This window comes from Algoriphagus sp. AK58 (assembly GCF_014324365.1).
Classification (GTDB): domain Bacteria; phylum Bacteroidota; class Bacteroidia; order Cytophagales; family Cyclobacteriaceae; genus Algoriphagus.
In genome coordinates this window covers 66,475-92,951 of sequence record NZ_QEIG01000013.1, presented here as the reverse complement: position 1 = coordinate 92,951, position 26,477 = coordinate 66,475, and the positions used below count along the sequence as shown (strand labels likewise).

The 26,477-nt window shown below is 44.3% G+C and carries 25 protein-coding genes; 16 read left to right on the top strand and 9 right to left on the bottom strand.

The window, feature by feature from the left end:
* Positions 1 to 22: 22 nt before the first annotated feature.
* The gene (gene aroQ / locus DDT91_RS12470; protein WP_187176515.1) at positions 23 to 451 is read left to right on the top strand and encodes a type II 3-dehydroquinate dehydratase; all 429 of its coding nucleotides are present in this window, start codon (positions 23 to 25) and stop codon (positions 449 to 451) included.
* A complete protein-coding gene (locus DDT91_RS12465; RefSeq protein WP_187176514.1) occupies positions 448 to 1,503 on the top strand; it encodes an aminotransferase class V-fold PLP-dependent enzyme in 1,056 nt (351 codons plus the stop codon). The genes aroQ and DDT91_RS12465 overlap by 4 nt, the downstream gene beginning before the upstream one ends.
* A 49-nt stretch (positions 1,504 to 1,552) precedes the next feature.
* Here the strand turns inward: DDT91_RS12465 and DDT91_RS12460 are convergent, their stop codons facing one another.
* Genes DDT91_RS12460 through DDT91_RS12450 form a run of 3 tightly spaced genes read right to left on the bottom strand, consistent with a single transcriptional unit; the run spans position 1,553 to position 5,421 of the window.
* Entirely contained in the window at positions 1,553 to 2,878 is a 1,326-nt protein-coding gene (locus DDT91_RS12460; protein WP_222718640.1) for a dicarboxylate/amino acid:cation symporter, read from the bottom strand.
* 12 nt (positions 2,879 to 2,890) lie between these two features.
* Positions 2,891 to 3,976: a chorismate synthase gene (gene aroC, locus DDT91_RS12455; RefSeq protein ID WP_187176513.1), complete on the bottom strand. Its 1,086-nt coding sequence runs from the start codon at positions 3,974 to 3,976 to the stop codon at positions 2,891 to 2,893.
* The gene (locus DDT91_RS12450) at positions 3,976 to 5,421 is read right to left on the bottom strand and encodes a BatD family protein (protein ID WP_187176512.1); all 1,446 of its coding nucleotides are present in this window, start codon (positions 5,419 to 5,421) and stop codon (positions 3,976 to 3,978) included. Before DDT91_RS12450 ends, aroC begins: the two co-directional genes overlap by 1 nt.
* A gap of 114 nt (positions 5,422 to 5,535) precedes the next feature.
* Here DDT91_RS12450 and DDT91_RS12445 point away from each other — a divergent pair, with 114 nt between their 5' ends.
* On the top strand, positions 5,536 to 5,724 hold the full coding sequence (locus tag DDT91_RS12445) for a hypothetical protein (protein ID WP_187176511.1): 189 nt from the start codon (positions 5,536 to 5,538) through the stop codon (positions 5,722 to 5,724).
* Positions 5,725 to 5,809: 85 nt separating this feature from the next.
* Here the strand turns inward: DDT91_RS12445 and DDT91_RS12440 are convergent, their stop codons facing one another.
* Together DDT91_RS12440 and DDT91_RS12435 are read right to left on the bottom strand one after the other, a co-directional pair.
* Positions 5,810 to 7,051, bottom strand: a complete 1,242-nt coding sequence (locus tag DDT91_RS12440) for an ammonium transporter (protein ID WP_255502108.1) — start codon at positions 7,049 to 7,051, stop codon at positions 5,810 to 5,812.
* Positions 7,052 to 7,086: 35 nt separating this feature from the next.
* Positions 7,087 to 7,425 (bottom strand): P-II family nitrogen regulator, encoded by a 339-nt coding sequence (locus DDT91_RS12435; RefSeq protein WP_187176510.1) that lies wholly within the window; start codon positions 7,423 to 7,425, stop codon positions 7,087 to 7,089.
* Positions 7,426 to 7,697: 272 nt separating this feature from the next.
* Between DDT91_RS12435 and DDT91_RS12430 the strand changes: the two genes are divergently transcribed.
* The 3 genes from DDT91_RS12430 to hpf all read left to right on the top strand — a co-directional run bounded on the left by DDT91_RS12430 (position 7,698) and on the right by hpf (position 10,368).
* A complete protein-coding gene (locus DDT91_RS12430) occupies positions 7,698 to 8,603 on the top strand; it encodes a sugar phosphate nucleotidyltransferase (RefSeq protein WP_187176509.1) in 906 nt (301 codons plus the stop codon).
* A 539-nt stretch (positions 8,604 to 9,142) separates the two neighbouring features.
* Positions 9,143 to 10,027 carry a tyrosine-type recombinase/integrase gene (locus DDT91_RS12425; RefSeq protein ID WP_187176508.1) on the top strand — a complete coding sequence of 295 codons (885 nt, stop codon included), beginning with the start codon at positions 9,143 to 9,145 and terminating at the stop codon, positions 10,025 to 10,027.
* A 35-nt stretch (positions 10,028 to 10,062) separates the two neighbouring features.
* On the top strand, positions 10,063 to 10,368 hold the full coding sequence (gene hpf / locus DDT91_RS12420; protein WP_187176507.1) for a ribosome hibernation-promoting factor, HPF/YfiA family: 306 nt from the start codon (positions 10,063 to 10,065) through the stop codon (positions 10,366 to 10,368).
* 42 nt (positions 10,369 to 10,410) lie between these two features.
* On the opposite strand, the gene DDT91_RS12415 is transcribed toward hpf, so the two are convergent.
* Entirely contained in the window at positions 10,411 to 12,069 is a 1,659-nt protein-coding gene (locus DDT91_RS12415) for a glycosyltransferase family 39 protein (RefSeq protein WP_187176506.1), read from the bottom strand.
* 119 nt (positions 12,070 to 12,188) lie between these two features.
* Here DDT91_RS12415 and DDT91_RS12410 point away from each other — a divergent pair, with 119 nt between their 5' ends.
* From DDT91_RS12410 to DDT91_RS12365, 10 genes are all read left to right on the top strand, one after another.
* A complete protein-coding gene (locus tag DDT91_RS12410) occupies positions 12,189 to 13,133 on the top strand; it encodes a glycosyltransferase family 2 protein (protein WP_187176505.1) in 945 nt (314 codons plus the stop codon).
* Positions 13,134 to 13,314: 181 nt separating this feature from the next.
* Positions 13,315 to 14,190 (top strand): lysylphosphatidylglycerol synthase transmembrane domain-containing protein, encoded by an 876-nt coding sequence (locus DDT91_RS12405; RefSeq protein WP_255502107.1) that lies wholly within the window; start codon positions 13,315 to 13,317, stop codon positions 14,188 to 14,190.
* A gap of 122 nt (positions 14,191 to 14,312) precedes the next feature.
* Positions 14,313 to 15,128 carry an orotidine-5'-phosphate decarboxylase gene (gene pyrF / locus DDT91_RS12400; RefSeq protein WP_187176504.1) on the top strand — a complete coding sequence of 272 codons (816 nt, stop codon included), beginning with the start codon at positions 14,313 to 14,315 and terminating at the stop codon, positions 15,126 to 15,128.
* 86 nt (positions 15,129 to 15,214) lie between these two features.
* Positions 15,215 to 16,510, top strand: coding sequence for a DUF2851 family protein (locus DDT91_RS12395; protein WP_187176503.1), 1,296 nt, complete (start codon positions 15,215 to 15,217; stop codon positions 16,508 to 16,510).
* A 57-nt stretch (positions 16,511 to 16,567) separates the two neighbouring features.
* A complete protein-coding gene (locus tag DDT91_RS12390; protein WP_187176502.1) occupies positions 16,568 to 17,203 on the top strand; it encodes an acetyltransferase in 636 nt (211 codons plus the stop codon).
* A 123-nt stretch (positions 17,204 to 17,326) separates the two neighbouring features.
* Positions 17,327 to 18,337 (top strand): rhodanese-related sulfurtransferase, encoded by a 1,011-nt coding sequence (locus tag DDT91_RS12385; RefSeq protein ID WP_187176501.1) that lies wholly within the window; start codon positions 17,327 to 17,329, stop codon positions 18,335 to 18,337.
* Positions 18,309 to 19,172, top strand: a complete 864-nt coding sequence (locus DDT91_RS12380; protein WP_187176500.1) for a nucleoside phosphorylase — start codon at positions 18,309 to 18,311, stop codon at positions 19,170 to 19,172. The genes DDT91_RS12385 and DDT91_RS12380 overlap by 29 nt, the downstream gene beginning before the upstream one ends.
* Positions 19,169 to 19,885, top strand: coding sequence for a DNA alkylation repair protein (locus DDT91_RS12375; RefSeq protein WP_187176499.1), 717 nt, complete (start codon positions 19,169 to 19,171; stop codon positions 19,883 to 19,885). Before DDT91_RS12380 ends, DDT91_RS12375 begins: the two co-directional genes overlap by 4 nt.
* Before the next feature lie 322 nt (positions 19,886 to 20,207).
* Entirely contained in the window at positions 20,208 to 23,027 is a 2,820-nt protein-coding gene (gene carB, locus DDT91_RS12370) for a carbamoyl-phosphate synthase large subunit (protein ID WP_187176498.1), read from the top strand.
* Between the two features lie 24 nt (positions 23,028 to 23,051).
* Complete coding sequence (locus DDT91_RS12365; protein WP_187176497.1) at positions 23,052 to 23,309, top strand: DUF4834 family protein; 258 nt, start codon at positions 23,052 to 23,054, stop codon at positions 23,307 to 23,309.
* 296 nt (positions 23,310 to 23,605) lie between these two features.
* On the opposite strand, the gene DDT91_RS12360 is transcribed toward DDT91_RS12365, so the two are convergent.
* From DDT91_RS12360 to DDT91_RS12350, 3 genes are all read right to left on the bottom strand, one after another.
* Positions 23,606 to 24,109, bottom strand: coding sequence for a zeta toxin family protein (locus DDT91_RS12360; RefSeq protein WP_255502106.1), 504 nt, complete (start codon positions 24,107 to 24,109; stop codon positions 23,606 to 23,608).
* Positions 24,110 to 24,290: 181 nt separating this feature from the next.
* Complete coding sequence (locus DDT91_RS12355) at positions 24,291 to 25,478, bottom strand: class I SAM-dependent methyltransferase (RefSeq protein ID WP_187176496.1); 1,188 nt, start codon at positions 25,476 to 25,478, stop codon at positions 24,291 to 24,293.
* Positions 25,478 to 26,470 carry an aspartate-semialdehyde dehydrogenase gene (locus DDT91_RS12350; RefSeq protein WP_187176495.1) on the bottom strand — a complete coding sequence of 331 codons (993 nt, stop codon included), beginning with the start codon at positions 26,468 to 26,470 and terminating at the stop codon, positions 25,478 to 25,480. Before DDT91_RS12350 ends, DDT91_RS12355 begins: the two co-directional genes overlap by 1 nt.
* Positions 26,471 to 26,477: the final 7 nt, after the last annotated feature.

Genomic DNA, 26,477 nt, shown 5'->3' with positions numbered 1-26,477 from the left:
ATACTGATCAACCTATTTTACCTTGAACATTCAAATCATCAACGGGCCAAATCTCAATCTCTTAGGAAAAAGAGAGCCCGAAATCTACGGGAGTGAATCCTTTGAGGATTACTTTGAACATCTCAAAAAGCGTTTCCCACAAGTCCAGCTACACTATTTCCAAAGCAATGTGGAAGGTGAGATTATCAACAAAATCCATGAAGTAGGATTCGAATTTGACGCCATTCTGCTCAATGCAGGCGGATATACCCATACTTCAGTGGCGATCTCTGATGCCATTGCAGGCGTGACGACCCCAACCTTGGAAGTACATATTTCCAATATTTACAAGCGGGAAGAGTTTCGCCACAAAAGCATCATTTCCAAATCCTGTGTAGGCATGATCTCCGGACTGGGCCTCAAAGGATATGAGCTGGGAGTTCTTTATTTTCTCAATTCTCCTGAACTATGATCACATTTGCCCCCGGGCCTTCCAAGGTATACGATGCCTTGCCCCGATATATGCAGGATGCTTACAACCAAGGCATTCTCAGTGCCAATCACCGTAGCAGCGTATTTATGAATCTCTACCAAGAGACTGAGGAACTGATGCGGGAGAAGCTGCACATGCCAGCTGATTACAAATTGCTTTTCACTTCTTCTGCTACCGAAAACTGGGAGATTATCTCGCAGTCTATCGTGGAAAATGCCAGTTTTCACATTTTTTCAGGGTCTTTTGGGAAAAAGTGGTATGAATATGCCAAACATATTATCCCCGCTACGGAGGCTTTGAAGATCGATGCCAATCAGGCTATTGATGTTGCGGAGTTGGCGATCGGAGAAGTGGTTGACCTGATCGCAATAACCCAGAATGAGACGGCCAATGCCACTCAAGTTCCTATGTCAGTATTGAAGGAATTGGGCGAAAAGTATCCCGAGAAAATGATCGCTGTGGATACCACATCTTCCATGGGAGGAATCGAATTGGATTTTTCTTTGGCAGATATCTGGTATGCATCTGTCCAGAAATGCTTTGGACTTCCTGCGGGCTTGGGGGTTCTGATTGTTTCGCCTAAAGCAATAGAAAAAGCAAAGCGTAAAGGTGAAAAGGGACGATACAACAGCCTAAACTTTATGCTGGAAAATGCGGAAGGCTACCAGACGCATTACACACCCAATGTTTTTGGTATTTATTTATTGAATCGAGTGCTCAAAGATCTCGAAGAAATCCAGCATGTTGATGCCCGATTGAGAAGGCGTATGCTTAAACTGGAGACCGCGATCGCCCAATCTTCTAAATTGCAACTTTTGGTGGATAATGAGGCCACACGAAGTACGACTGTTTTGGCTGTGTCAGGCTCGGAGGAATTGATTTCCGCTGTAAAAAAAGCTGCTGAAAAAGAAGGAATGCAGCTCGGTAGCGGATATGGACCGCTCAAGCCTACGAGTTTCAGAATTGCCAATTTCCCTGCGATCACCGATACCGAATTTGATCGGCTGATTGAGTTTTTGAAATCGTATTAAGCAAAAAGCCCGGTTGATTCCGGGCTTTTTGCTTTCTCATTGTAGTTTCTTATTCATTAGGTGTGAGGGGATTGCTTTTGCGAATCATACCTTCGGGGAGTTCTCCTTCTGTGCTGGCAACTACCGCAGTTACCACCACGTCCCCGGTGACATTGACCACGGTACGGAACATATCCAAAATCCGGTCAGGCGCCATGATCAAGGCAATTCCAGCTGCAGGTACTCCGATTGCTTCCAATACCACGATCAGCATAATCAATCCTGCTCCGGGAACACCAGCGGAACCGATAGCCGCCAAGGTAGAGGTAAGCACAATCATTACCTGCTGCGAAAACGTCAAATCCATACCCAAGGCTTGTGCAATAAATACGGCAGCCACACTTTGGTACAGGCTGGTGCCGTTCATATTGACAGTGGCACCAAGAGGGAGCACAAAGCTGGATATGTTTTCAGATACGCCAAGTTCCTCTTCGGTAAGTTTCATGGTCACAGGCAACGTAGCAGAGCTTGAACTGGTAGAAAATGCTAAGAGCTGAGCGGGGCGGATGGCCTTGAAGAAGTCGGTATATTTTACCTTGGTAAATGATTTTAGCAGAAGTGGATAAATCACCAACATCATAAAGAACAAGCCCCCCAATACGATCAGGCTGTATTTGAGCAATGCCAAAAGCAAGGTCACGGCTGATTCCGGGTTGTCACCGGCTATTTCCACAATCAAAGAAGCCATCAGAGCAAATACTCCGTAAGGTGCAATGATCATGATGTAGTTTACGATTTGAATAATTACATCATTGAGCCCATCAAAGAAAGCGATGACCGGTTCTGCTTTGGATTTTGGAATCTGAAGAAGGGCGATTCCGGCAAGGATGGCAAAAAACACTACCTGAAGCATGGCGGCATTGTCGGTCGTCGCCAAGAAGAGATTTTGAGGCACCATATCTACCAAGGGTTGGAGCGGACTTTGGTCCTGAAGCTGCGCGGCAGCCTCGGCGCGCTTTCCGGCATCCCCTTCGTACATGGCCATCAGGCTTTCTCTTGTCGAATCAGGAAGTCCTTCACCAGGCTCATATAGGTTTACCAAACCTAGACCGGTACAGATGGCTACCACTGTTGTAATCAGAAATGCCATCAGGGTTTTTCCTCCGATTCTACTCAGTTTAGAGATATCACCCAGATTGGATACCCCAATAATCAGAGATGCCAAAACGAGTGGCATGGCGATCATTTTCAGACCATTGATGAAAACGGTGCCCACTGGCTTGATGTAGTCAATGGTCAGCCATTTTGGAATACCCACTTGGATGGAGACCAAGCCAAATGCCAAGCCCAATACCAATCCGATGATAATCTGTGTATGTAGAGGTAGTTTTTTCAAAGTAATCGGGGTTTATATGTCTTCAAGTTTATTGGTTTTGGAAATAAGCAGGAAGTCAGCTATGACCAAGGCAGCCATAGCCTCCACGATCGGTACCGCTCTCGGTACCACGCAGGGATCGTGACGTCCTTTTCCACTTACTGTGACAGCTTCACCGGCTTCATTGACCGACTCTTGATCCTGCATAATAGTAGCTACAGGCTTGAATGCAACACGGAAATAGATATCCTCTCCATTGCTGATTCCTCCCTGAATGCCTCCTGAATGATTGGTGAGTGTTTTGATTTTACCTCCTTTATTGACTATGGCATCGTTGTGCTGAGAGCCACGCATTTTCACTCCTTCAAATCCGCTTCCATACTCGAAGCCCTTCACCGCATTGATGCTTAGCATGGCTTTTCCCAACTCGGCATGAAGCCGGTCAAACACTGGCTCACCCAGTCCGGGAGGACAATTTTTGATCACACAGGAAACGACTCCACCTATGGTGTCTCTTTCCAAACGTACCGAATCAATCAATGCGATCATTTGCTCTGCAAATTCCGGATCAGGACATCGGACGATATTTTCTTCGGCAAGGTCAAGGTTTAGTTCGGTGTAGCTTTTTTCAAGTGTCAAATCACCTACCTGAGACACATAGGCCTGAATATTTATTCCTTTGGTCGCTAAAAATTGTTTGGCAATAGCCCCACCTGCTACTCTCGCGGCTGTTTCTCTCGCACTGGACCTGCCTCCTCCTCGATAGTCCCGAATTCCGTATTTTTCAAAATAGGTATAGTCTGCATGGGAAGGGCGAAATTTATCCGCGATATGGGTGTAGTCTTTACTCTTTTGATCGGCATTTTGGATGACGATTCCGATGGGTGTACCCGTAGTTTTTCCTTCAAAAATACCGGAGAGAATTTCGATTTCGTCTTCCTCTTTTCGTTGGGTGGTGATTTTGGATTGGCCGGGTTTTCGGCGCTGCATTTCGAGGCGGATTTTTTCCTCGTCCAATTCCAATCCAGCCGGACAACCCTCTACGATTGCCCCTAAAGCTTTTCCATGTGATTCACCAAAGGTGGTGATTCTGAAAAGCCTTCCAAATGAATTACCCATTACTTTTTTCTGATTATCAGGACCGCTAGTAAAACCACTGCTCCGAGTAAAAGCAGGTTAATTGCGGCGGTAAAATAGTATTTATATTGCTCGTTTGAAAACTGGTTGCTTTCTGTGCCGATGCGATCGTAGATTCCCCCGAGCCTTTGACCGGAAAGTGCCTGATTGATTTTGGACTCACCGCTTACGATGATTCTAGCTTCAGGTCGAAGTGTATCGTATACCGCTCTAATCGGATCAAAGTAAATCCAGCTGAAATAGTCTTTTAGATTGTATTCGCCTGCTTCATTGAGGGTGATGAAATAATTGAACTCCTTGATGCCGGATACTCTTCCATATCCCCGGTTGATTTGTTGGCGGACATTGGGGTCAAAGGTGTTGAGATTGGTGCCTGGCAGTCGCTTCGGGGCTGCGATAGAATTAATGTTTCCTACACCGGATATGCCGAAGTTATAGTTGAATCCTTCTCCGGTAGTGGCTTCTAGCGTGCTGATATTTTCTCTCAGTTGGTAAATTCCGACGGCTACTTCATTCTTGAGCGGATGTGGAGGAAGTGGTTTTACCTTGATGGTTTTTGGTGCTGAGTAAAAGGTCTTGAAATCCTCCTGCCGGTTTGCACCAAAGAAAGAAGGATTTTTAGCCACTTTGTACTTGATCATTTCCCATGGGACTTTCGGAATTTCGATGTTTCCTTCTGAAAAAGGGAAAAAAGTAGCCTCATACACTTTGAATCTCATCCATTTTTTTCCGTTAAGCTCCACCGGCTGGGGCTCAATATTGGTGATGTTGAAGTTTTCCTCCCAGGCATTGGCAGGCTTAATTTTCTTCAAGACTGCATCCAATTGTCTGCCGGGTTCATGAAACTGAAAAGGTGCTTGGTTTTGCTCCGACATAAAGAAGGCGATACTTACCGTGAAGCCTTCACCTGCATAAATCTCATCTTTATCTACCGAAACAGAGAAAAACGCATCATCATCCAATTCAATAAATTCAGGCTCTTCCGCTGTTCTTCCAAAAAACTCAGCGAATGGATCAAAGACATTTCCTCCCAAACCCTGAGTGCTTTTTGCATCGGTTACAGTGATTCGTTTGCCGGGTGAATTATGGGGTTCTCCATTGATCAAAATCGTAAAGTTGCCCAGCGTAAACTGACCTTTTCGACTGGGCTTATAGTATTGAATAATGCTGTTTGAACTACTCATCTGCCCGTTGATGATGTTCATCGAGGAGGATTGGGAGATGCCTTGCTTTTGAAATCCCTGTATTTCGGGAAACTGATCGTAGGATTTGATCTTGTCATTGGAAAGGGTGACTTTGATCGTAAAAGTCTCATTCAGCCCGATTTCATCAGGACCCAATTCGATCTGAACTTCCTGTCCGTAAGAAAAACCTACAAGAAGCATGGCGATACATACGAAAGCCAGTCGAAGTGTCGTTTTGATCATGATTGCGAAAATAGGGTAATTCCGGATTATCAGGTTCCAAAATAACGTAACATCTTCGGAATTGACCCCGTTGGAACACTTAAAATCAGTTAATAAACCCAAATCAGTACCGCTATGCTAGAATATGTGAAGACCATTTTGCAAAAAGTAAGCTTTAACAGGTATTTGTTTGAGCGAGAATTGAAAAAAGGACTTCGGTATTTGGTGCCGGCTGAAATAGAAGAATTCAGAGATTGGTGCTATGAGATGTTTGGCCGTACCTACCAACCCATTCTAAATCGTTATTTTAAACCAACTTATTAACACTTCCGCTTTGCAGTAAATTAAAAAAGCCCTGGAAACTCACAGCTTCCCAGGGCTTTCTTCATTTCTAGAGTTGGTTTAGTTTTTAATCCTTTGGAGCAAAATCAGGATAAGCTCTCATGCTGTGCTCGTTGATATCCAAGCCTTCGACTTCCTCCTTTTCATCCACACGGATTCCTACGGTGCGCTTCAAAGAAAAGAAAATCAGCCAAGAGGTGGCAAAACAGAACAGACCTACCGCTGCAATGCCCAATAGCTGGGAGTAAAGTTGTCCCCATCCTGCCAAATCTCCGAAAATACCCACAGCCAAAGTGCCCCATATACCGCCTACCAGGTGAACAGAGATGGCACCTACTGGATCATCGATTTTGATTTTGTCAAAGAGAACCACAGCAAACACCACCAATACACCTCCGACAAATCCAATGATGATCGAATCGGTCACACCCATTTGATCAGCTCCCGCTGTAATTCCTACCAAGCCTGCCAATATCCCGTTGAGCACCATGGTGATATCGTAAGTTTTGAATTTGAAATAAGATGCGATCAAAGCTCCCATGGCACCGGCAGCAGCTGCCAAGGAGGTGGTCACAAATACTTTGGAGACTGTACCCGGGTCTGCACTGAGTACAGAGCCACCGTTAAATCCAAACCATCCAAACCAGAGAAGGAATACCCCCATGGTAGCCATGGGAAGGTTATGTCCAGGGATGGCCTTCATACCTGTTGGGGTATATTTGCCGATTCTTGGTCCAAGCAAAAAGGCTCCGACCAATGCTCCCCAGCCTCCTACAGAGTGGACTATTGTAGATCCTGCAAAGTCGTAGAAAGGGGTTTCCAGCGTGTTCAGAAAACCTCCTCCCCATTTCCACATGCCAACTATAGGGTAACAAATCCCTACATAAAGAAGGGAAAAGGTGATGAAAGGCCCCAGTTTGACCCGCTCAGCTACAGCACCGGAAACGATGGTCGCAGCAGTGGCGGCAAACATAGCTTGGAATATAAAATCCGTAAAGAAAGTATATCCCGCGTTGTAATTGCTTGTGTCCCAGCCATCGGGTAGAGACAGGCCAAATCCTGAAAATCCGAAAATAGATCCGGCAAAATCAGCTCCGGGGTACATCAGGTTGAAACCTACAAACGCATAGGTGAGTAATCCTATGGCGGGAATGATGGTGTTTTTGAATAAAATATTGACCGTGTTTTTGGCCCGGGTAAGGCCGGCCTCAAGGGTCGCAAAGCCCAAGTGCATGATGAATACCAAAATGGTCGAGATCATCATCCAAAGATTATTGACCGTGAATAGGTCTTGAACAGGTTCTTGCATAGGTCTAAATAGGTTCGGTGATTAAGAATTGGGGATTAGAGGGCATCCTCTCCGGTGTCATTGTTACGGATTCGATAGGCCTCCAGAACGTCGTAAACGAAGATTTTTCCATCTCCGACCTCTCCGGTTTTTCCTTCTTTGAGGATGCAGTTGATCACTGCTTCGGCTAGGTCATCAGGGACGACGATTTCCAGCTTGGTGCGTGGAATGTAGGCAGGCTCATAGGCCACTCCGCGATACACTTCTTGTCGGGCATGCTCAAATCCCATCCCTTTTACTTCATAAAAGGAGAGAAATTTTACTCCCATTTTGGAGACACAGGTGTGGATCTGATCAAAGCGTGAAGTGCGGATAATCGCTTCGATTTTTTTCATTTTATCAACAGGTTTAAAGGTTTTTTGAGAATCTGGCAGGAAAGTAAGAGAAAAATTAGATCAAAATCAAAATACAGGTTAAAAAATTAACCATAAAACAAAAAATATATATTAAAAAATGTGTTGTAAGTCTAATATTGGATCCATTCATTGAAAAAGAGTGCATAAAAATTAAATTATGGGTTAAAAATAAACCTAGATCAAAAAAAGATCGAATTTGTTGGGCTGAGAATAAGGACTAATTTTGCCAGCGTTTTTTTAAAGAACTGGAAATGACTAACAAACCAACACTCCTCGTATTGGCTGCCGGCATGGGCAGCCGCTATGGAGGCAATAAGCAGATTGACGGCTTCGGCCCAAATGGCGAAACCATCCTCGAATACTCCATTTTTGACGCCATTCGTGCCGGTTTTGGCAAGGTGGTTTTTATCGTACGTCAGGAAATATTGGAAGTGGCTAAGGAGAAATTTCTCCCCAAGCTGCAAGGCAAAATCGAGGTGGACTGGGTCATTCAATCCTTAGACAGTTTTGTGCCTGCCGAATTGAAGCAGCCGGATAGGGTGAAGCCTTTCGGCACCGCCCATGCAGTCCTTTGCGCTAAGAACGCTATTAAGGAACCCTTCGCGGTGATCAATGCGGATGATTTCTATGGAAAAGAGGCCTTTGAAGTACTTGGCAAATTCCTTTCCACCGAAGTTCGTCCCGACTTGCATGCGATGGTAGGCTATTCAATTCAAAATGTACTTTCTGAAAATGGTACCGTTAGTCGCGGTGTATGCGAAACGAATGAAAAAGGGCAGCTGATCGGAATGACCGAGCGGACCTCCATAGCCCGAGAAGGGGATAAGATTCTCAGTCGCGGAGAAGGTGAAGTATTGGAAATTGCCGAGAATACACCCGTGAGCATGAACTTCTGGGGTTTCCATCCTGAGGTATTCGGAGATATCGAGGCGATGTGGAATGAGTTTCTTCCTGCCAATCGCGAAAACCTGAAGTCCGAATTTTACATTCCGACCGTCGCCAACAATCTCATCAAAGCGGGAAAGGCAGCATTTGAGATTCTACCTGGAGGAAAAACCTGGTTTGGGGTGACCTACACCGAGGACCGGCCTGTGGTTATCGAGGCACTTCAGAAGCTGCATAAAGAAGGAGAATATCCGGCGAATCTGTGGAGCTAAAGGAAAGATACTGTCTCAAAAGTAGGTAGTTTGAAGGCTAGTCGATTGTTCGGCTAGCCTTTCTTGTATGCCTCAAATTGGATAGGTTGAGCTATGCAATCAAAAAACACGAATGAAGTCTGCTGGAATAGAAGGCAAAAAAAAGCAACCACTCACTTCTGAGTTGGGCTATGATAAAGCTGCCTTTGAAACAGATCTGCTCCTAATTGGTCAGGTAAACCACATTTGGGGCTTTTTTAAAAACATGACAACGGAAAAAGCGAATCCGTTCTTCACTTTAAATAACCAACTCAGGCAATCGTAGAAAAAAATGAAGGCTGGAAATCTGAAATCTGCCTCATTTGAAAAGAGCCAACTTACTCTAAGAGTAAGAACTATGCCTGAGGCAGCCATTTTTTTTATCTACAATTTTGTAAGTAACTAGTTCACTTAGAAATGCCTTATTCTTAAATAGACTAAAGCGCAGATCATTTACATAGATGACCTTTGTCACACAGGAATTCTAAATTTTAGACTATCTTATTTCTGAATTAAGAGCCATGATCGATTCTTTCATCAATTACCTCGAATACGAGAAAAGAACCAGCAATCATACCGTCTTGGCCTATCGCAAAGATCTGGAACAAGCCCTTGACTTTGTGTCTCTTTCCTTCTCCATTAAAGACCTTGGCGAATGCTCACATTCGGAGTTGCGGGCTTGGATTATTGATTTGGTTGAGCAGGGGCTTAGCCCCACCACAGTAAATAGAAAGCTGGCTACCCTTCGGTCGTTCTATAAATTCTTGATGAGATCTAAAATCATCCAAAAGGATCCCACCTATAAGTTAAAATCCCTTAAAACCCCTAAAAAACTACCAGAATTCCTGCAAGAAAGTACCATTGAATCCGTTTTGGAGGAAGAAGTTTATGAATCGACCTTTGAAGGGCAACGAGACCGAATGGTGATGGAGTTTCTGTATCTTACAGGAGTCCGACTTTCCGAGCTCACTGCCCTGAAGTGGAGAGACCTCAACCTTCATGAGGAACGAGTAAAAGTCATGGGTAAAAGGCAAAAAGAAAGAATAATACCTATTACGATGCGTCTCCAACGAAATATTCTTTCCTATAAAAAAGTATTTGAGGAAAGGTTTTCAAAGATTGAGGGGAATGAGTACTTTATCATCAGTAATAAGGGTGAAAAATCCTATCCAATGATGATCTATCGAATTGTCAGACAATACTTGGATCTTTTTGCACAAAATACCAAAAGAAGTCCTCACCTCTTGAGACACACCTTTGCCACACATTTGTTAAACAAAGGTGCGGACCTCAACGCGGTCAAAGACTTGCTAGGCCATGCCAACTTGGCGGCTACGCAGGTGTACACCCACAATACCATAGAAAAACTAAAGGCTGTGTTTGAACAGGCACATCCTAAAGCTTAAATAAATTAATTGTTAACCATTAAAATGCAATCGTTATGAAACTGCAGATGCACTCCATCCACTTTGATGCCGATCAAAAATTGATCGATTTTATCCAAAAGAAAGCAGATAAGCTGGACACATTCTATGATCGAATCATAGACGGAGAGGTTTTTATGAGACTTGATAAAAACGACAACAACGCAAACAAGATCGTGGAAATCAAGCTTAATGTCCCAGGTAAACAGTTCTTTGCCAAAGAGCAAAGTGATTCCTTTGAAGCCGCCGCAGATGAAGCGGTCGAGGCTCTCAGACGTCAAATCAAAAAATATAAAGAAAAGGTAGTTCTAGCTAATCAATAAAAACTGGAAAACTTTTTGAAACCCCGGACTTATCCTCCGGGGTTATTTTTTGGTTAGGAGGTAGTATTTTTTACTGTTTGCTTCCAAAAGATTTTCAAAATTTTCAGAATGATACGCCAAAAGCAGTGTAGAAATAGCCTTTGATTCCCAGTTTTTTGAAACAGGTCTTGTGTAATATCGTGAAGTATCCACCTCTGTCAAGAATTTATCTTCCAGGATCAACTCATCAAATCCTTCGGCTTTGGATCGCCAATTTTCCCTCGGTAAATCCACCAAGTGATAGTCTGGCCCAAGGCTCATCCTAATTTTGCTGCCTACATGCAGATTTCCATAAAAACCGATTGGTTTGTTGATGTTTTCCTTTTTGACAACTTCCCTGGTCTGCTCACCTTGATGGGGCAAGGAAATATGAAAGGTAATCGAGCTTAATAGGAAAAATATCATCAAAAAGGAGTAAGTGATGATTTTTGGAAGCTTTAGTGGGGCCTTTATCCATATAATCCCTGAATAACACAAAAACATCAATCCGATCATCCATTGAAAATGGATCCAGATCGGCCCTTTTCCCTCCAGATTGATCCAGATACTAAATCCGATGAGGAGAATTAATAAAAAAAGAAAAATTGCCGAGGCGATTTTGATGAATTTTTGCCGATCAAAAACTCCACTTTTCATTCCTAACCAAGCAATCCAAACCGCCAAAACCGGAGCGACAGGTAATAAATAGCGTTCGTAAAACTTACTCGTCAACGCACCCATCCCAAGGATTGCCAATCCCCACAGAACTGCAAATACAAAGAACTGTGGATTATCTCTCCAAGCCTTCTGAACGGTCTGCTGCATTTTGAAGAAAACCAAAAAAATCCATGGCAAAAACATGGCTACAAGAAGTCCCAATGCCAAAAAGCCGTTTTGTAAAATCAATAAAATCCTGGAAGCTACTCTGATACCCACTTGATCTTCCAAAAAGCTATTGAGATAAGTAGGCCCATGAATCAGCCACATGGCCACAAACCAAAACAAAGCAATCACCAAACTCACCAAAATCGAAGGAAGATGCAAAAGCTTTTTCCACGAAACGCTCTGCCAAGGATTGAAAAGAAGCAGAGCAAGTCCTAATCCTCCCAGTGCGACTGCCGGAAGTCCTTTGACCTCAAAGGCCAAGGCCAAACCCAAATACATCAACCAAAGGTATTTCGAATCGGCTTTTTCTCCATCTCTGAGAAGACCGGCAAATCCAATGGCACTGATCGTCATGGTCAGTACCAGCAGCACATCCGGAATGGACCGACTGGATGATAAAATCAACACAGGATTTGCCGCCATGATCAAAGCAGAGAGTCCTGCGATTTTTTTGTCTTGAAACAGAGTTTTCGCCAAATAAAAAGTTAATCCTACTGTAGCTGCACCTGCCAGTAAAAAGAAAATTCGGGAACCAAACTCATTGACTCCAAAAAGCTTAAACCCCGCTAATACTGCCCAGTAAGTTAAAATCGGCTTTTTAAATCTCAAGTCTCCACTCCCAAGATAAGTGGTCAGGTAATCTTCGTTTTGAAGCATTTTGACTGCAGCATCCCGGTAATAGATCTCATCCGGATAGTGCATATGGAAATCAAGTGCAAAAGGACCTACCAATACAGCATAGGCCAACATCAAAATCCAGGGATTGATTTTCAACTCTGAAGTCTGGGATAAAAGCATGCGCAAAGATAAAATTTAGCCCCAGCTTAAGTTCGAAACAATCTTTGGAATTAAGCATTATTAAGAACCTTTTTTGCCTAAACTGGCTTTTTGGAGTAATTTTGACCAAATTTTATCCCATGAGCAAGCCACTTTTGTCTGTTGTCATTACGGTATACAATGAGGAAGACAACATCCAACCTCTCTTGGAAGCCACCTACTCGGCCCTTTCAGAAATCGACTATGAGGTAATTTTGATCGAAGATGGGAGTACTGACCGGACAGTGGCAGAAGTAAAAAAATATGCAAATGAGCGAACCAAGCTCCTGATTTTTAACCGAAACTACGGACAGACTACTGCCCTTGCTGCTGGGATCGATCAGGCAACAGGAGAATACATTGCAACCATGGATGGGGATCTCCAAAATGACCCAACTGATATCCCAACTATGCTTCAAAAAGCAATAGACGAGGAATGGGATGTAGTCGCAGGTCGCCGTGCCAATAGAAAAGACGGTTTTGTCCTTAGAAAAATCCCCTCCAAAATCGCCAACTGGATCATCCGAAATACAACCAAAGTTTACCTCAACGATTACGGATGCACGCTACGCGTGTACAAAGCCGAAATCGCCCAAAACATGGGCCTTTATGGAGAGCTTCACCGTTTTATCCCGGTACTAGCCAAGCAGCAAGGCGCCAAAATGACCGAGGTGGATGTCAAGCACCACCCGAGAATCCACGGTACTTCCAAATATGGACTCAGCCGGACCTTCAAGGTAATGGCAGATTTGATCTTGATGCTGTTTTTCCAAAAGTATTTTCAGCGACCGATTCATCTTTTTGGAGGCTTGGGATTGCTTTCTTTTCTTTTGGGGACCTTGATAAGTTTTTACCTGTTGATTTTGAAGATACTTGGAGAGGATATATGGGGAAGACCAATCATGATTTTGGGCTTTATCCTGATTTTAGGCGGAATTCAGCTCATCACCACGGGGATTATTGCTGAGATCATTGTGAGGACATATTTTGAATCTCAGGACAAAAAGACCTATCGGATCAAAGATATCTTTCAGGGAAAAGCTTAGGAAGTTGGTAGTGTTCAGTAAGAAGTCATCCGTAATAAGTAGTCAGGAACTTTCTCGCGGCACTGCGAGGCACGAAGCAGTCTTGTTAGAACACAGTATTCAGTCTCAGTTGGCAGAATAATCCAAAATCATTCGGCAGACTTACCCACTCCACATTTTACAAAAACTAATAATTATCCCCTTGTCCCGTTACAAAAACCAACTCAAAACTGCGCTAAAGCTTTTGCTGACAGGGTTGGCTTTGTACTTGGTTTTTCGAAAAATCGACACGGAGCAGCTTTTTGAACTCGCAAAATCAATCCACTGGTTCTGGCTGATTCCGGCCTTGGTCCTGTTTATCCTGAGCAAAGTGGCTACCGCCATCCGCCTCAACCGCTATTTTGAAAATATCGGAATCAGACTTTCAGAATCCCAAAACTGGCGACTTTACCTGATTGGGATGTTTTACAATTTGTTTTTGCCAGGGGGAATCGGAGGTGATGGCTATAAAGTCTATTTGCTCAATAAACAGTTTAAAACCCCCGTCAAAAAACTACTTCAAGCAGTGCTGTTGGACCGCCTCGGAGGACTGGTTGCCATCGTTTTCTTGCTCTTTGGGCTGTTTTTGGTGGTGGATCTCAAGCTTGAGTTTCTCGAAAGTTCCATTTGGAATGGATTGATGATTGCTGGCTTGATGTTGACTATCCCAGCATTTTGGATAGCTCAAAAGTTGCTGTTCAAAGACTTTCTACCCTCTTTTTGGTCAGGAAATGCCTGGTCTTTTGCTGGACAGCTTGCCCAACTGATTTGCGCTTGGTTTATTCTGAAAGCCCTGGGAATTCACGAAACTATTCTGGCTTATCAGTTGGTGTTTTTGCTATCTTCCATTGTCGCTGTGCTTCCGCTTACCATCGGAGGAGTGGGTGCACGTGAGTTGGTATTTGTCTATGCCCACACCTATGCAGGAATCGAAGAGACCGCAGCGGTGGCTTTCAGCTTAATCTTTTTCTTGATTTCTGCTGGAGTTTCCTTGGCTGGAGCCTTTACCAAAGTTGATTTAGCGAAAAACCACAACTAGCTGTATTTCAATTATTTTTATTTTAATCATCCTTGCAGATTCGAAATATCATTTTAAATCTGCCAAGATCAAGGCTAGCCTAAATTTTTTAAATCAATACCTTTGCCCAAAATCCATAAACCATGACCCGAGCCGAGCTTTTCTCCCAAATCCATCAAAAATCATCCTTTCTTTGCGTAGGCTTGGATCCTGATTTGGAGAAAATTCCCGCTCATTTGCTCTCAGAACCTGATCCAATTTTCAGCTTTTGCAAAGCCATTATTGAGGAAACTGCGGATTTCGCCGTGGCCTATAAGCCAAACATTGCCTTTTTCGAAGCCTTGGGAGCAAAAGGATGGGAGACCTTGGCCAAAGTCGCTGAGATCATGCCAAAAAACGTTTTCACCATTGCAGATGCCAAGCGAGGAGACATTGGAAATACCTCCAAACTCTACGCGAAGGCGTTTTTTGAGGCCATGGATTTTGATTCGGTCACTGTGGCACCTTATATGGGAAAGGATTCGGTGACCCCATTTTTGGAATTTGAAAACAAGTGGGTAATTCTGCTAGCCTTAACTTCAAACGTTGGGTCAATGGATTTTCAGTTGATCCCTGACCAAAACGGCAAGCCACTATATCAATCAGTTTTGGAAAAAAGTCAGGAATGGGGAAGCTCTGAAAATTTGATGTATGTAGTCGGAGCGACTCGTGGTGAACTGATTGGCGAAGTGCGGAAGACTGCTCCAGACCACTTTTTCCTAGTGCCAGGCGTAGGTGCGCAGGGAGGAAGCTTATCTGATGTAGCCCGATTTGGGATGAATTCTAACTGTGGGTTATTGGTCAACTCCAGTCGGGGGATTATTTATGCCTCGGGTGAAAAAGACTTTGCAAAAGCCGCCAGAAAAGAAGCAGAAAAGCTACAGTTGGAGATGAAGGAATTGCTGGAGAGGTACCTTTAAAACACGCTAGAGGTTTTGAACTCTTGAATTGTTGACTGATTTCAGGGAAATTCTTAAATTCCGTACACTTTTAGTCGTCGTTTTTTATGAATTTCAGAGAGGACTTTTTACAAATGGTCTGGAAGTATCAGTACTTCGACCGGAAAAATCTACTGACAGTAGATGGGCAGCAAATACAGATTCACAACGTGGGATTTCACAACCAAGGGGAAGGACCTGACTTTAGGGATGCCTCGCTGGTTCTCGATGGAGTTACTCTTCATGGTCATGTGGAAGTGCACCGACTTGCCTCCGAATGGAAGCAACATGCCCATGGAGGCGATCCTGCTTACAATTCGGTCATCCTGCATGTAGTTTGGGAAAATGACAAAGACGTCTTCCGAAATGATGGCACACCTATGCCTACCTTGGAACTGAAGGGGAAAATCTTCCTGGAAATCTGGAGGAATTATGAGAACCTCCTCGACTTCAAATCCGACCTTCCCTGCGCCCATGCACTTCGAAGCGTTCCTGAAATCATCCGATTTTCGGCTTTGGAAAAAGCCTTGGTGGAGCGATTGCTGGAAAAGTCCAAACTCATTCTATCGATCCTCGACCAAACCAAAGGAGATTGGGAGGAAACGGCTTATCGATGGCTGTTCACTTGCTTTGGGTTCAAGGTCAATTCACTTCCCATGAGTGAACTTGCTTCATTGGTACCCTACAAAATCCTTCAAAAACACCGAACTCAAGTTTCTGCGCTCGAAGCCATGCTTCTAGGCCAAGCGGGACTTTTGCCTGAAAAATCAGCGGAACCTTACGCTCAACACCTAATTCGCGAGTATGATTTTTATCAGAAAAAATTCAACTGGCAGCATAAACTAAGCCGACAGCAGTGGTCTTTTATGGGTGCCCGGCCGACCAATTTTCCTACACTCAGGATCGCTCAACTTGCATCGGTTTTATCGCATGCTCCCAACCTTCTTCAAGCGGTGATGGAAGACAGTCGGGAATTTTCGGCCTTCAAAAAACTCCTTCAAGTCAAGCCTTCCGACTATTGGCAGCATCATTATAACTTTGGAACTCCTACTGAAAAAACAGCCTCCAGAGGCATTTCGAGCCAAACCTTGGAACTTTTGATCATCAATTTTGTGATTCCGTTATGGTTCGCTTACGGCAGATATTTCGAGCAACCCGAATGGCAGGAGCGTTGCTTTGATCTTATGCAGACCATCCCTTCAGAAAATAATTTCATCATTCGCAAGTATGCTGAGAAAGCGTGGAAAGCTGAAAACGCGTTCGATTCCCAAGGGATGATAGGGCTTTATCGGAGCTATTGTCAGACCCAAAAATGCCTCAACTGCAAGATCGGTCAGAGCTTACTCAAAGGACAATCCAAATGATTCTTTGCGCAAGCAGGGCAATTACTGTACTTTTGCAATCCCAAACCCCTTAGATTCATGGAAAAACCAGTGATTATTCTAGGTGCAAAAGGCATTGCCCATCCTGCACTTGAGATTTTCAACAGCAATCAGGTCATTGTATATGGATTCCTTGATGAAGATGCCCAGATCCATGGTACCGAAATCAACAATGTTCCAGTGCTTGGACATACCGAAGATGAGGGTTTTTTGAAGTTAATCGGAAAAAAGACCGAGGCATTCGTAGCAGTGGATGACAGCAAATACCGAAAGTTTCTGGTGGATATGCTCTTAGAAAATCGAAAAATGCAGCCTGTCAATGCCATCCACCAAAGGGCTTATATTTCCACAGATGCTGCTATTGGTCATGGCAATTTTATCAATGCCAATGTTACCATCGGCGCTGGTTCTGAGGTTGGAAGCCATTGCATCTTTCATACCGGAGCGATCATCGATCATAAGGTAAAAATCCAGGACTTTGTCCAAATCGGCGCTGGATCCATCATCAATGCTGAAGTGACCATCGAAGAAGGCGCATTTATTGGTTCAGGAGTGACAATAGTGGCGGGCATTACGATTGGCAAGGGGGCCCGAGTAGGTGCCGGATCCGTGGTGATCTCCTCTGTTGGGAAAAATGAAACCGTCTTCGGAAATCCGGCGGCCAAAGTGAAATGATCAGAGAAAAAAAGTAACAACGAATACCGAATTTCGAATGATGAATAGAGAAAACTCAACATCCGAAATCCAAAATTTATAAATCCGAAACCGTTAACACCCTGCCGAAACAGGGCTCTAGTTATGGAAAACACAACAAACAAACCCTACAGCATCCTGCTGTACTATTGCTACGCCAAAATCGAAAATCCTGAAGAATATCGGGAAGAACACCACCTCTTCTGTGTGGAAAACAACATTAGGGGCCGAATTATCATCTCTGATGAAGGACTTAATGGTACAGTCTCCGGTCTGATAGAAGACTGCGAAAAATACATGGCCTACATCCACGCAGATCCTCGGTTTGCTAAAACAGAATTTAAAATTGACTACTACGATTCCCATGCTTTTGCCAAAATTCATGTGCGCTACAAGCCGGAAATCGTGCATTCTTCACTCCGTCATCTAGATCCCAATGTGAAAACGGGCAAACACCTAGAACCTGAAGAATTCAAAAAAATGAAGGATCAGGAAGATGTGGTGATTCTTGACGTCCGCTCCAATTACGAGCATGAACTGGGTCGCTTTAAAAATGCCATCACACTGGATATCGATAACTTCCGGGATTTTCCTGAGAAAGTAAAAGAACTCGAACACCTGAAAAACAAGAAAGTTCTTACTTACTGCACAGGTGGAATCAAGTGCGAAAAAGCTTCCGCTTTTCTATTGGAGCAAGGTTTCGAAGACGTATACCAGCTTCATGGAGGCATTATCAAGTATGGCATGGAAGCTGGGGGTGAGGACTTCGAAGGCAAGTGCTACGTATTTGACAACCGGATCGCAGTGGAAGTAAACAAGGTAAACCCAACCATTATTTCAAAGTGCCACGTTTGCGGTACAGCTTGCGACCGAATGGTGAATTGTGCTAATCCTAGTTGTAACGAACACCTGCCTATCTGCGAAAAATGTGGATGGGAACTCGAGGGTGCCTGTTCCGCAGAGTGTAAGGAGCATCCTGAAAAGCGTCCCTATGACGGAACTGGGTATTATCAAAAAAACACCAACGGATACAATCCTTATAAAGGGCTTCACCGTAAGCCGAACAAAGACATAATCCAAAAACTTCATGGAGAATCAGCCAATACCTGCGTCTGAACTGATCATCAATTCAGACGGGAGTATTTATCATTTGCACTTGAAGCCAGAACACCTGGCTTCAACTGTTTTCACGGTAGGCGATCCGGATCGGGTGGCTTTGGTCTCCCGATATTTTGACCAGATCGACTTCAAAACCCAAAAGCGCGAGTTTGTTACCCACACAGGTTGGAAAAACGGAAAGCGAGTGACGGTCATGAGCACCGGAATGGGTACGGACAACATCGAAATCCTAATGACCGAACTCGATGCTTTAGTCAATGTAGACCTGGAAGCCCGCCTGATCAAATCCGAAAAAACCAGCCTCCAAATCATCCGAATCGGCACTTCGGGCAGTATGCAGGCAGATTTGCCAGTAGGTACCATGCTGGCCTCGGAAATAGGGATAGGAATGGATACCCTGATGGCTTATTATCCCAAATTGAATGAGGATCAGGACATCGCAAAGGCTATTGAGACGGAGTTGGATTTACCTTTTTTACCCTACCAAGCAACTGCCTCTACCTTGCTTTTAGACAAACTCGATGAGAAAATAATAAGAGGCGTGACGCTTACTTGCCCGGGATTTTATGCCCCTCAGGGAAGGAAAGTCCGTCTCAAACCACGATTTAGCCAGATGATCGAGCGGCTGGCTGCTCTAGAAATAAAAGGAAAAAGGCTAACCAATTTTGAGATGGAGACAGCCGGATACTATGCTTTAGGGAAACTTTTAGGCCATGAAATGCTCAGTTTGAATGCTATTGTGGCAAATAGGCCTTTGAAAAAGTTTGATCAAGAGGCTGAAAAATCCGTGGATCGGCTGATCCAAAAGGCCTTGGAACTATTCACCCGATGAGCGGTTTGACCGAACAAATCATTGAAGCTTTAAAGGAAAAAGCGATTCCGGAGAAGGCTTCTTTCCTGCCCAAATTCTTCAAAACCGGACCCGGAGAATACGGAGAGGGAGATCAGTTTTTGGGAGTGACTGTTCCCGATCAGCGACATATTGCAAAGCAGTTTTTCCAAGGGATTAGCTTGGAAGAGCTATCCATATTGTTCCAACATCCCATTCATGAAGTTCGGTTGACAGGACTATTGGCTTTGGTGTATCGCTACGAAAAGACCAAGTCTGAACAAGAGCAAAAACAACTGGTCGAATTTTACCTTTCTCAGTTGGATTTTGTGAACAACTGGGATTTGGTAGACAGCTCTTGTCACCAAATATTAGGGCATTTTTATTGGAAAAGAGAAAAAGCACTATTCTATAAACTGGCAGATTCTGAGAGTCTTTGGAGGCAGCGTATGGCGATGATCAGTAGCTTTTTTTGGATCAAGAAAGGGGAGTTTGTCGATGCTTTGGCTTTGGCCGAAAAGCTCAAAAACCATCCCCACGATCTGATGCACAAGGCCGTCGGCTGGATGCTTCGGGAGATCGGAAAGCGGGATTTGAAAGCGGAAATGGAGTTTTTGAAAAAGCATTACCGCACCATGTCCCGGACGGCTTTACGGTACGCAATTGAAAAATTTCCGGAGGATCTAAGGCAGGAGTTTTTGAAGGGGAGGATCTGAAAAAGCTAAGACCTTTTCAGCAGATAGTGATCGAAAGACTTTCAAGATAAAGCACTTTTGAGCCAAAGAGTTTTTCTAAATCCACTTTAGAAATGGATGCACCTCAGATAGTTTAGGCTAATTTTAGATTGTAAAAAATTGAAAATCAAATATATATGCAATTATAAGTTGCTTGGGTACACACTTTCTAATCTCTTTATATCCGTACCTCCCTATTTTACTTCATCCAAACTTCCCGCCTTTTCCCTTCCCCCTTCGGATAATTTTTCTAATTTTGCCCCAATTTGGACTTAAGTGAAATTTTCCTCAACCCTCCTCTCTAATGCCTAAAGACAGTAGCATCAAGCACGTCCTCCTCATCGGTTCAGGTCCCATCGTCATCGGTCAAGCTTGCGAATTTGACTATTCCGGCTCCCAGGCGTCCAGATCGCTCCGTGAAGAAGGAATCAAAGTCACCCTGATCAATTCTAACCCGGCTACGATCATGACCGATCCGGTGACTGCCGACCACGTGTATTTGCTCCCGCTGGAAAAGAAATCCATCCGGAAAATCCTAACTGAGCATCCTGATATCGATGCCGTACTCCCTACCATGGGAGGGCAAACCGCCCTTAACCTTGCCATTGACTGCGAAAAAGCAGGAATATGGAAAAATTTTGGTGTGCGCATGATTGGTGTTGACATCGATGCCATCGATACCGCCGAGAACCGAGAAAAATTCAAAGCCCTGATGGAGCATATTGGAGTAGGTGTCTGTAAAGGTGCCACGGCTACTTCCATGCTGCAGGGTAAAGAAATCGCTCAGGAAATTGGGTTTCCACTCATTATCAGAGCATCCTACACCCTTGGTGGAGCAGGAGGTGCTTTTGTGGAAAAGGCAGAAGACTTTGAAAAATACCTAGCGGCAGGACTTCAGGCATCTCCGGTGCATGAAGTGCTGATCGAGCAAAGCATCCTCGGCTGGAAAGAATATGAGCTGGAGGTCATGCGAGACAATATCGGCAACATGATCGTGATCTGCTCTATCGAAAATTTTGATCCGATGGGCGTGCATACCGGTGACTCGATCACGGTAGCACCTGCGATGACACTTCCGGATACGGTCTATCAGCGCATGAGAAACTATGCGATCACGATGATGAACAGCATCGGGAATTTCGCCGGAGGTTGTAACGTACAGTTTGCTGTAAGTCCGGATAACCAGACCATCATCGGCATCGAGATCAATCCAAGGGTTTCCCGCTCTTCCGCACTTGCCTCCAAAGCAACCGGTTATCCAATCGCGAAAGTTGCTGCCAAGCTGGCGGTAGGGTATAACTTGGACGAATTGTCCAACTCTATTACCGGAACTACTTCAGCCTATTTTGAGCCCTCTATCGACTACGTAATCGTAAAAATACCTCGCTGGAACTTTGACAAGTTCAAGGGTTCCGACCGTAGACTGGGACTTTCCATGAAAGCGGTAGGGGAAGTAATGGGCATCGGTCGCAATTTCCAGGAAGCACTTCAAAAGGCCTGTCAGTCTCTCGAAATTAAGAGAAATGGCTTGGGCGCTGATGGAAAAGAACTGAAAGATCAAGCTCAGATCTTATACTCCCTGGCCAATCCTAGCTGGAATCGATTGTTCCATGTGTATGATGCCTTCAAACTCGGCATTTCCTTCCGTACCATCCAAGATCTCACTAAAATCGACAAGTGGTTCCTCAAGCAAATTGAGGAATTGATCCATTTGGAAGCTGAGATTGAGAAATATAAAATCGACACCATTCCCTTTGAACTGATGGATCTGGCGAAGAAAAAAGGATACGCTGACCGTCAGATTGCGCATTTGTTGGATTGCTTGGAAAGCGATGTATTCAACAAGCGCTATCATGAAATGGGAATCAAGCGGGTGTACAAGCTGGTCGATACCTGCGCAGCGGAATTTGAAGCCCGAACTCCTTACTATTACTCCTCTTTTGGGGAGGAAAATGAATCCATCAGATCGGAGAAAAAGAAAGTGGTAGTCTTGGGTTCAGGACCAAACCGTGTAGGGCAGGGAATCGAGTTTGATTACTCTTGTGTGCACGGGGTCTTGGCCGCCAAGGAATGCGGCTATGAGACCATCATGATCAACTGTAACCCGGAGACGGTTTCTACCGATCCTGATGTGGCTGATAAGCTTTACTTCGAGCCAGTGTTCTGGGAGCATATTTACGAGATCATTTTGCACGAAAATCCGGTTGGCGTTATCGTACAGCTGGGTGGTCAGACGGCATTGAAATTGGCCGAAAAACTTTCCAAATACGGCATCAAGATCATCGGAACGAGCTTTGAGGCACTTGATTTGGCAGAAGACCGTGGTCTATTTTCCACTTTGTTGAAAGAAAACAACGTGCCTTATCCTGAATTTGGCACGATTCACAATACAGACGAAGCTCTTGAGCTTTGCAAAACGATCGGATTCCCTCTACTTGTTCGTCCCAGCTATGTGTTGGGTGGTCAGGGCATGAAAATCGTGATCAACGAAAAGGAACTTGAAGAGCACGTGGTGAATGTCCTTCGGGACATTCCAAACAATGAGATTCTCCTCGATCACTTCTTGGAAGGCGCAATCGAAGCGGAAGCGGATGCGATTTGTGACGGAGAAAATGTCTATATCATCGGCATCATGCAGCACATCGAGCCTGCCGGTATCCACTCCGGAGACTCCTACGCCGTGCTTCCTCCCTACAACTTGGGCGATTTGGTGATCCGTCAGATCGAGACTTACACCGAGAAAATCGCGCTTGCTTTGAAGACTGTCGGACTGATCAATATTCAATTTGCGATCAAGAATGACAAAGTATATGTGATCGAAGCCAATCCAAGGGCTTCCCGTACGGTGCCGTTTATCTGCAAGGCCTATCAGGAACCTTATGTGAATTATGCCGTAAAGGTGATGTTGGGAGAGAAAAAAGTCACCGACTTTGAATTCAAACCGGTGAAGAAGGGTTATGCCATCAAGGAACCTGTGTTCTCCTTCCACAAATTCCCGAATGTCAACAAAGAACTGGGGCCTGAAATGAAATCCACCGGTGAAGCGATTTACTTTATCGACGACCTGATGGATGATTATTTCTTGAAAATCTACTCTGAGCGAAACATTTATTTGAGTAGGTAATCCGGTTCGTAAAACTGAATAACCTTGGTAAAATTTCTTATCATACTTCTTGGAGTGGGTTGGCTGCTAGGCCAACTCCTCCGTTATTTTCTACGATCCAAGCTTGCTCAATTTGCCAAACAAGTAAATGAAGCCGCCATGGAACAGCAGCGTGCCCAAAAGCATGCTTCCCGTCCTAAAGACTCTGTAGTGGTAGATTATATCCCCAAAGAAGAGCTGGAAAAGCGTAAAAAAGATATCCAAGGCGGCGAATACGTCGACTACGAAGACGTAAAGGAGTAATCTTATTAAAACCTCAATTATACCAAGGTCTGTGTCCTCACAGACCTTTTTTCTTGGAATAATCTCTCTAAAATGTAAATGTGAATTTGATTAAAACTGATTGCTTCTGACAGAGAACTAGTTTTTCTTCTCTTTTAATTTCTTTAAAAAATAATCCGGTGTCCGAGTTACGATCTTGCCATCAATCTGAGTCACAATTTTCTGACCGAATCGCTTTTTCATTTTCAAAAAGTCTTCGCCAGAATTCAGGATTGCTGATTTTAGTTTCTCTTTTAAGATTTCCTTTTCTTCTGTGCTCATTCTGAAAATGCCTTTATTAAATCAAATTTAGAAATATTTAAAATATTCAATTGTGTTTCTTTCTCAGCAATTAATTCTGGATCTGGTCCTGTATTATCGAATATCAATAGATAATCTACCTCGTTGAAAAAAAGGTTGAATAGGTTTTCAATTCCTCTTTGGTATCTTCTTCTCACCACACCTTCAGGAATGTGATGTCCACCTTCCATCACGCGCTTTTTTACTCGCTCAATGGCCAACTCGGGAGATTCCAGCCAGAAAAAAACTAAAGAGACGAAGTAACCTGCCTTTTTTGCTTTTCGGATAAAACTCAAGTAAGACTTTGTAGCTAGAGTTGTTTCAAAGGCGAAATCTTCTCCTCTCTCAATCAACTCATGGATCCGTGAAAGCATAATTCGACCAGCCTCTAACGCAACGGTCTCAGGCTGAAAAGGAGACAATCCTCTCGCGATTTCATCAGCATTGACAAATTCCTTGCAGTCCAAAAGCTCGGGAAGCATCCGAAAGCAAGCAGTGGTTTTTCCAGCTCCATTTCATCCTGCGATGATAAAAAGTCTCCTTTGCCCCATCCTCTAATTTGGTGAAAAATCACATGTAAGCCAAGCTTTGCAGGATACCGAACGTTCTTGTGTCTAAGGTCTTGTCTCTTGCTTCTGATTTATTCGACGCACTTTTAAATTCCTATTTCACTCGCCTGCACCAAAAAACCTTAAATCCACTTCCCGTTTTGGTTCCGATCAGGAAGTCTTCACCCCCATCTTTCAGTCCCAATTTCTTTTTAAGTTCCTCAGCCCCGATGCTGTAGTTTCGGCAAATCACATTGACTTTTCCAGAAGGGAATTGGGATTTGATTTCCTGCTTTTTTGGTGAAACTTCCGTAAAGATTTCAAAAACGCGGCCCGGTATTCCTGGGGGAATCTTATTTCCCGTATAGAGGTGGCTGTTTTTTTCCAGCTTTTTTAAGCCAAAACGCTCTGCAAAAAGGCTAAAAGCACCAGCCTTTAGGATTCCGCTGAGCGGTTCGACCAAGTACTTTTCTGCTTCCCCAAGAGTTGCAAGTGCCTTTTCCTCTTCCTTTGTATCAAATGAAAATGTGGGATAACTACTTCCCAAATCGACCACTTGAATCTGTCGGGATTCCTCGGTTTTTCCTTTTGACCAGGAAAGCAGGAGCTCTTTTACCTCGTTTTTGACGGAAACCACCGTGATTTTTTGAATCTCAGGAAGTTCTGACCAAGCTTGAGTGAGATCCAGCATAGGAGAAGCTTTGATCAGGATGTTGTCAGATTTGCTGCGCAATTGGGACCAAGCACTCACCACATCGGGTTCGCAATCCTGCAGCTTGTAGAGCTTCTGATTGCCGCTTCCGCGCCTTGCCGGGTCGGCATAAATCAGGTCAAAATGTTGCTCCGTTTTTTCCAAAAAATCCAATCCATCCCCCTCTTTAAATTCAAACTTTCCGGGTCTTAATAGCTCCAGATTATGCTTCGTGATTTGAAAGAGTTCAGGTTGGCGCTCGCAGTAAATCCCTTTGTCAAATCCTTGACTCAAGTGATATAAATCAACTCCAAAACCTCCGGTAAGGTCGACTAGTACTTTTCCAGTCTGACCTTCCGCTTTGAATTTGGCAGTTTCCTCGGAAGAACTTTGCTCTAGGGAAATGCTGGCAGGGAAAATGAGATTTGGATTTGCTGACCAAGTTGGAAGTTTTTTAGCCGCTTTTTGTCTGGCAGAAATCTGCTGCACGGCCATTTTCAGGTCAAAAGCCACTTTTCCCTGATACTTGAAAAGCAAAAGTGCAGGATCTTCTGAAAGATGATCCTGCACAAATTGTCTGAATTCAGCGCTATTGAGCTCGCTGAGATTCATCAGACCAGTTTATTTTCCAAGAGGTATTCTGCGATCTGAACCGCATTGGTAGCAGCTCCTTTTCTGAGGTTATCAGCCACGATCCACATATTGAGTGTATTTGGTTGTGACTCATCTCTTCTCAATCGACCCACGAATACCTCGTCTTTCTTGTGTGAAGTGATCGGCATTGGATAGACAAAATTGGTTGGGTCGTCCTGTACAATCACACCCGGAGCATTTTCCAAAAGATTTCTCACTTCTGCCAAGTCAAAATCCTCCTTGAATTCCACGTTGACAGCCTCAGAGTGTCCTCCCATAGTAGGGATACGCACAGTGGTAGAAGTCACTTGAATGGTATTGTCGCTGAAGATTTTTTTGGTTTCGTTGATCATTTTCATCTCTTCCTTGGTGTATCCGTTGGGCTGGAACACGTCGATGTGAGGAAGAACGTTCATGTCGATCTTGTGCGGATAGACCATCGGAGGGTTGGTTTCGCCTGCGCGCTCGGCCATCATTTGGTCCACCGCAGCTTTCCCTGTGCCGGTCACGGACTGATAAGTAGACACTACGATCCTCTTGATGCCAAAGCGCTGACGCAAAGGCTCCAAAGCCAAGACCATCTGAATGGTTGAGCAGTTCGGGTTGGCGATGATTTTATCTTCTTTGGTCAGTTCTTTGGCGTTGATCTCAGGGACTACCAGTTTTTTGGTGGGATCCATTCTCCATGCAGAGGAATTGTCGATCACAGTGGTACCTGCTTCTGCAAATTTTGGTGCCCACTCGAGGGATGTGCTTCCTCCTGCAGAGAAGATCGCGATTTCAGGTTTGGCTGCCACAGCATCAGCGAGACCGATCACTGTGTGTTTTTTGCCCTTATACTCGATCTGTTTACCCACAGATCGCTCAGAAGCGACCAATAGCAGTTCGTCATAAGGGAAGTTGTGCTCGTCGAGCACTTCGAGGATTTCGGAGCCTACCAGACCGGTGGCGCCTACTACAGCCAGTTTCATGTGTGTA

Bases quoted from the DNA above. Each gene is read 5' to 3' on its own strand.
- DDT91_RS12410 (WP_187176505.1), top strand. From the start codon at position 12,189: ATGAGCAAGCCACTTTTGTCTGTTGTCATTACGGTATACAATGAGGAA.
- DDT91_RS12360 (WP_255502106.1), bottom strand. From the start codon at position 24,109: ATGCTTCCCGAGCTTTTGGACTGCAAGGAATTTGTCAATGCTGATGAA.
- DDT91_RS12415 (WP_187176506.1), bottom strand. From the start codon at position 12,069: ATGCTTTTATCCCAGACTTCAGAGTTGAAAATCAATCCCTGGATTTTG.
- DDT91_RS12430 (WP_187176509.1), top strand. From the start codon at position 7,698: ATGACTAACAAACCAACACTCCTCGTATTGGCTGCCGGCATGGGCAGC.
- DDT91_RS12435 (WP_187176510.1), bottom strand. From the start codon at position 7,425: ATGAAAAAAATCGAAGCGATTATCCGCACTTCACGCTTTGATCAGATC.
- DDT91_RS12350 (WP_187176495.1), bottom strand. From the start codon at position 26,470: ATGAAACTGGCTGTAGTAGGCGCCACCGGTCTGGTAGGCTCCGAAATC.
- DDT91_RS12355 (WP_187176496.1), bottom strand. From the start codon at position 25,478: ATGAATCTCAGCGAGCTCAATAGCGCTGAATTCAGACAATTTGTGCAG.
- DDT91_RS12450 (WP_187176512.1), bottom strand. From the start codon at position 5,421: ATGATCAAAACGACACTTCGACTGGCTTTCGTATGTATCGCCATGCTT.
- DDT91_RS12375 (WP_187176499.1), top strand. From the start codon at position 19,169: ATGAGCGGTTTGACCGAACAAATCATTGAAGCTTTAAAGGAAAAAGCG.
- hpf (WP_187176507.1), top strand. From the start codon at position 10,063: ATGAAACTGCAGATGCACTCCATCCACTTTGATGCCGATCAAAAATTG.
- DDT91_RS12380 (WP_187176500.1), top strand. From the start codon at position 18,309: ATGGAGAATCAGCCAATACCTGCGTCTGAACTGATCATCAATTCAGAC.
- carB (WP_187176498.1), top strand. From the start codon at position 20,208: ATGCCTAAAGACAGTAGCATCAAGCACGTCCTCCTCATCGGTTCAGGT.
- DDT91_RS12440 (WP_255502108.1), bottom strand. From the start codon at position 7,051: ATGCAAGAACCTGTTCAAGACCTATTCACGGTCAATAATCTTTGGATG.
- DDT91_RS12465 (WP_187176514.1), top strand. From the start codon at position 448: ATGATCACATTTGCCCCCGGGCCTTCCAAGGTATACGATGCCTTGCCC.
- pyrF (WP_187176504.1), top strand. From the start codon at position 14,313: ATGACCCGAGCCGAGCTTTTCTCCCAAATCCATCAAAAATCATCCTTT.
- DDT91_RS12390 (WP_187176502.1), top strand. From the start codon at position 16,568: ATGGAAAAACCAGTGATTATTCTAGGTGCAAAAGGCATTGCCCATCCT.
- aroC (WP_187176513.1), bottom strand. From the start codon at position 3,976: ATGGGTAATTCATTTGGAAGGCTTTTCAGAATCACCACCTTTGGTGAA.
- DDT91_RS12385 (WP_187176501.1), top strand. From the start codon at position 17,327: ATGGAAAACACAACAAACAAACCCTACAGCATCCTGCTGTACTATTGC.
- DDT91_RS12445 (WP_187176511.1), top strand. From the start codon at position 5,536: ATGCTAGAATATGTGAAGACCATTTTGCAAAAAGTAAGCTTTAACAGG.
- DDT91_RS12395 (WP_187176503.1), top strand. From the start codon at position 15,215: ATGAATTTCAGAGAGGACTTTTTACAAATGGTCTGGAAGTATCAGTAC.
- DDT91_RS12425 (WP_187176508.1), top strand. From the start codon at position 9,143: ATGATCGATTCTTTCATCAATTACCTCGAATACGAGAAAAGAACCAGC.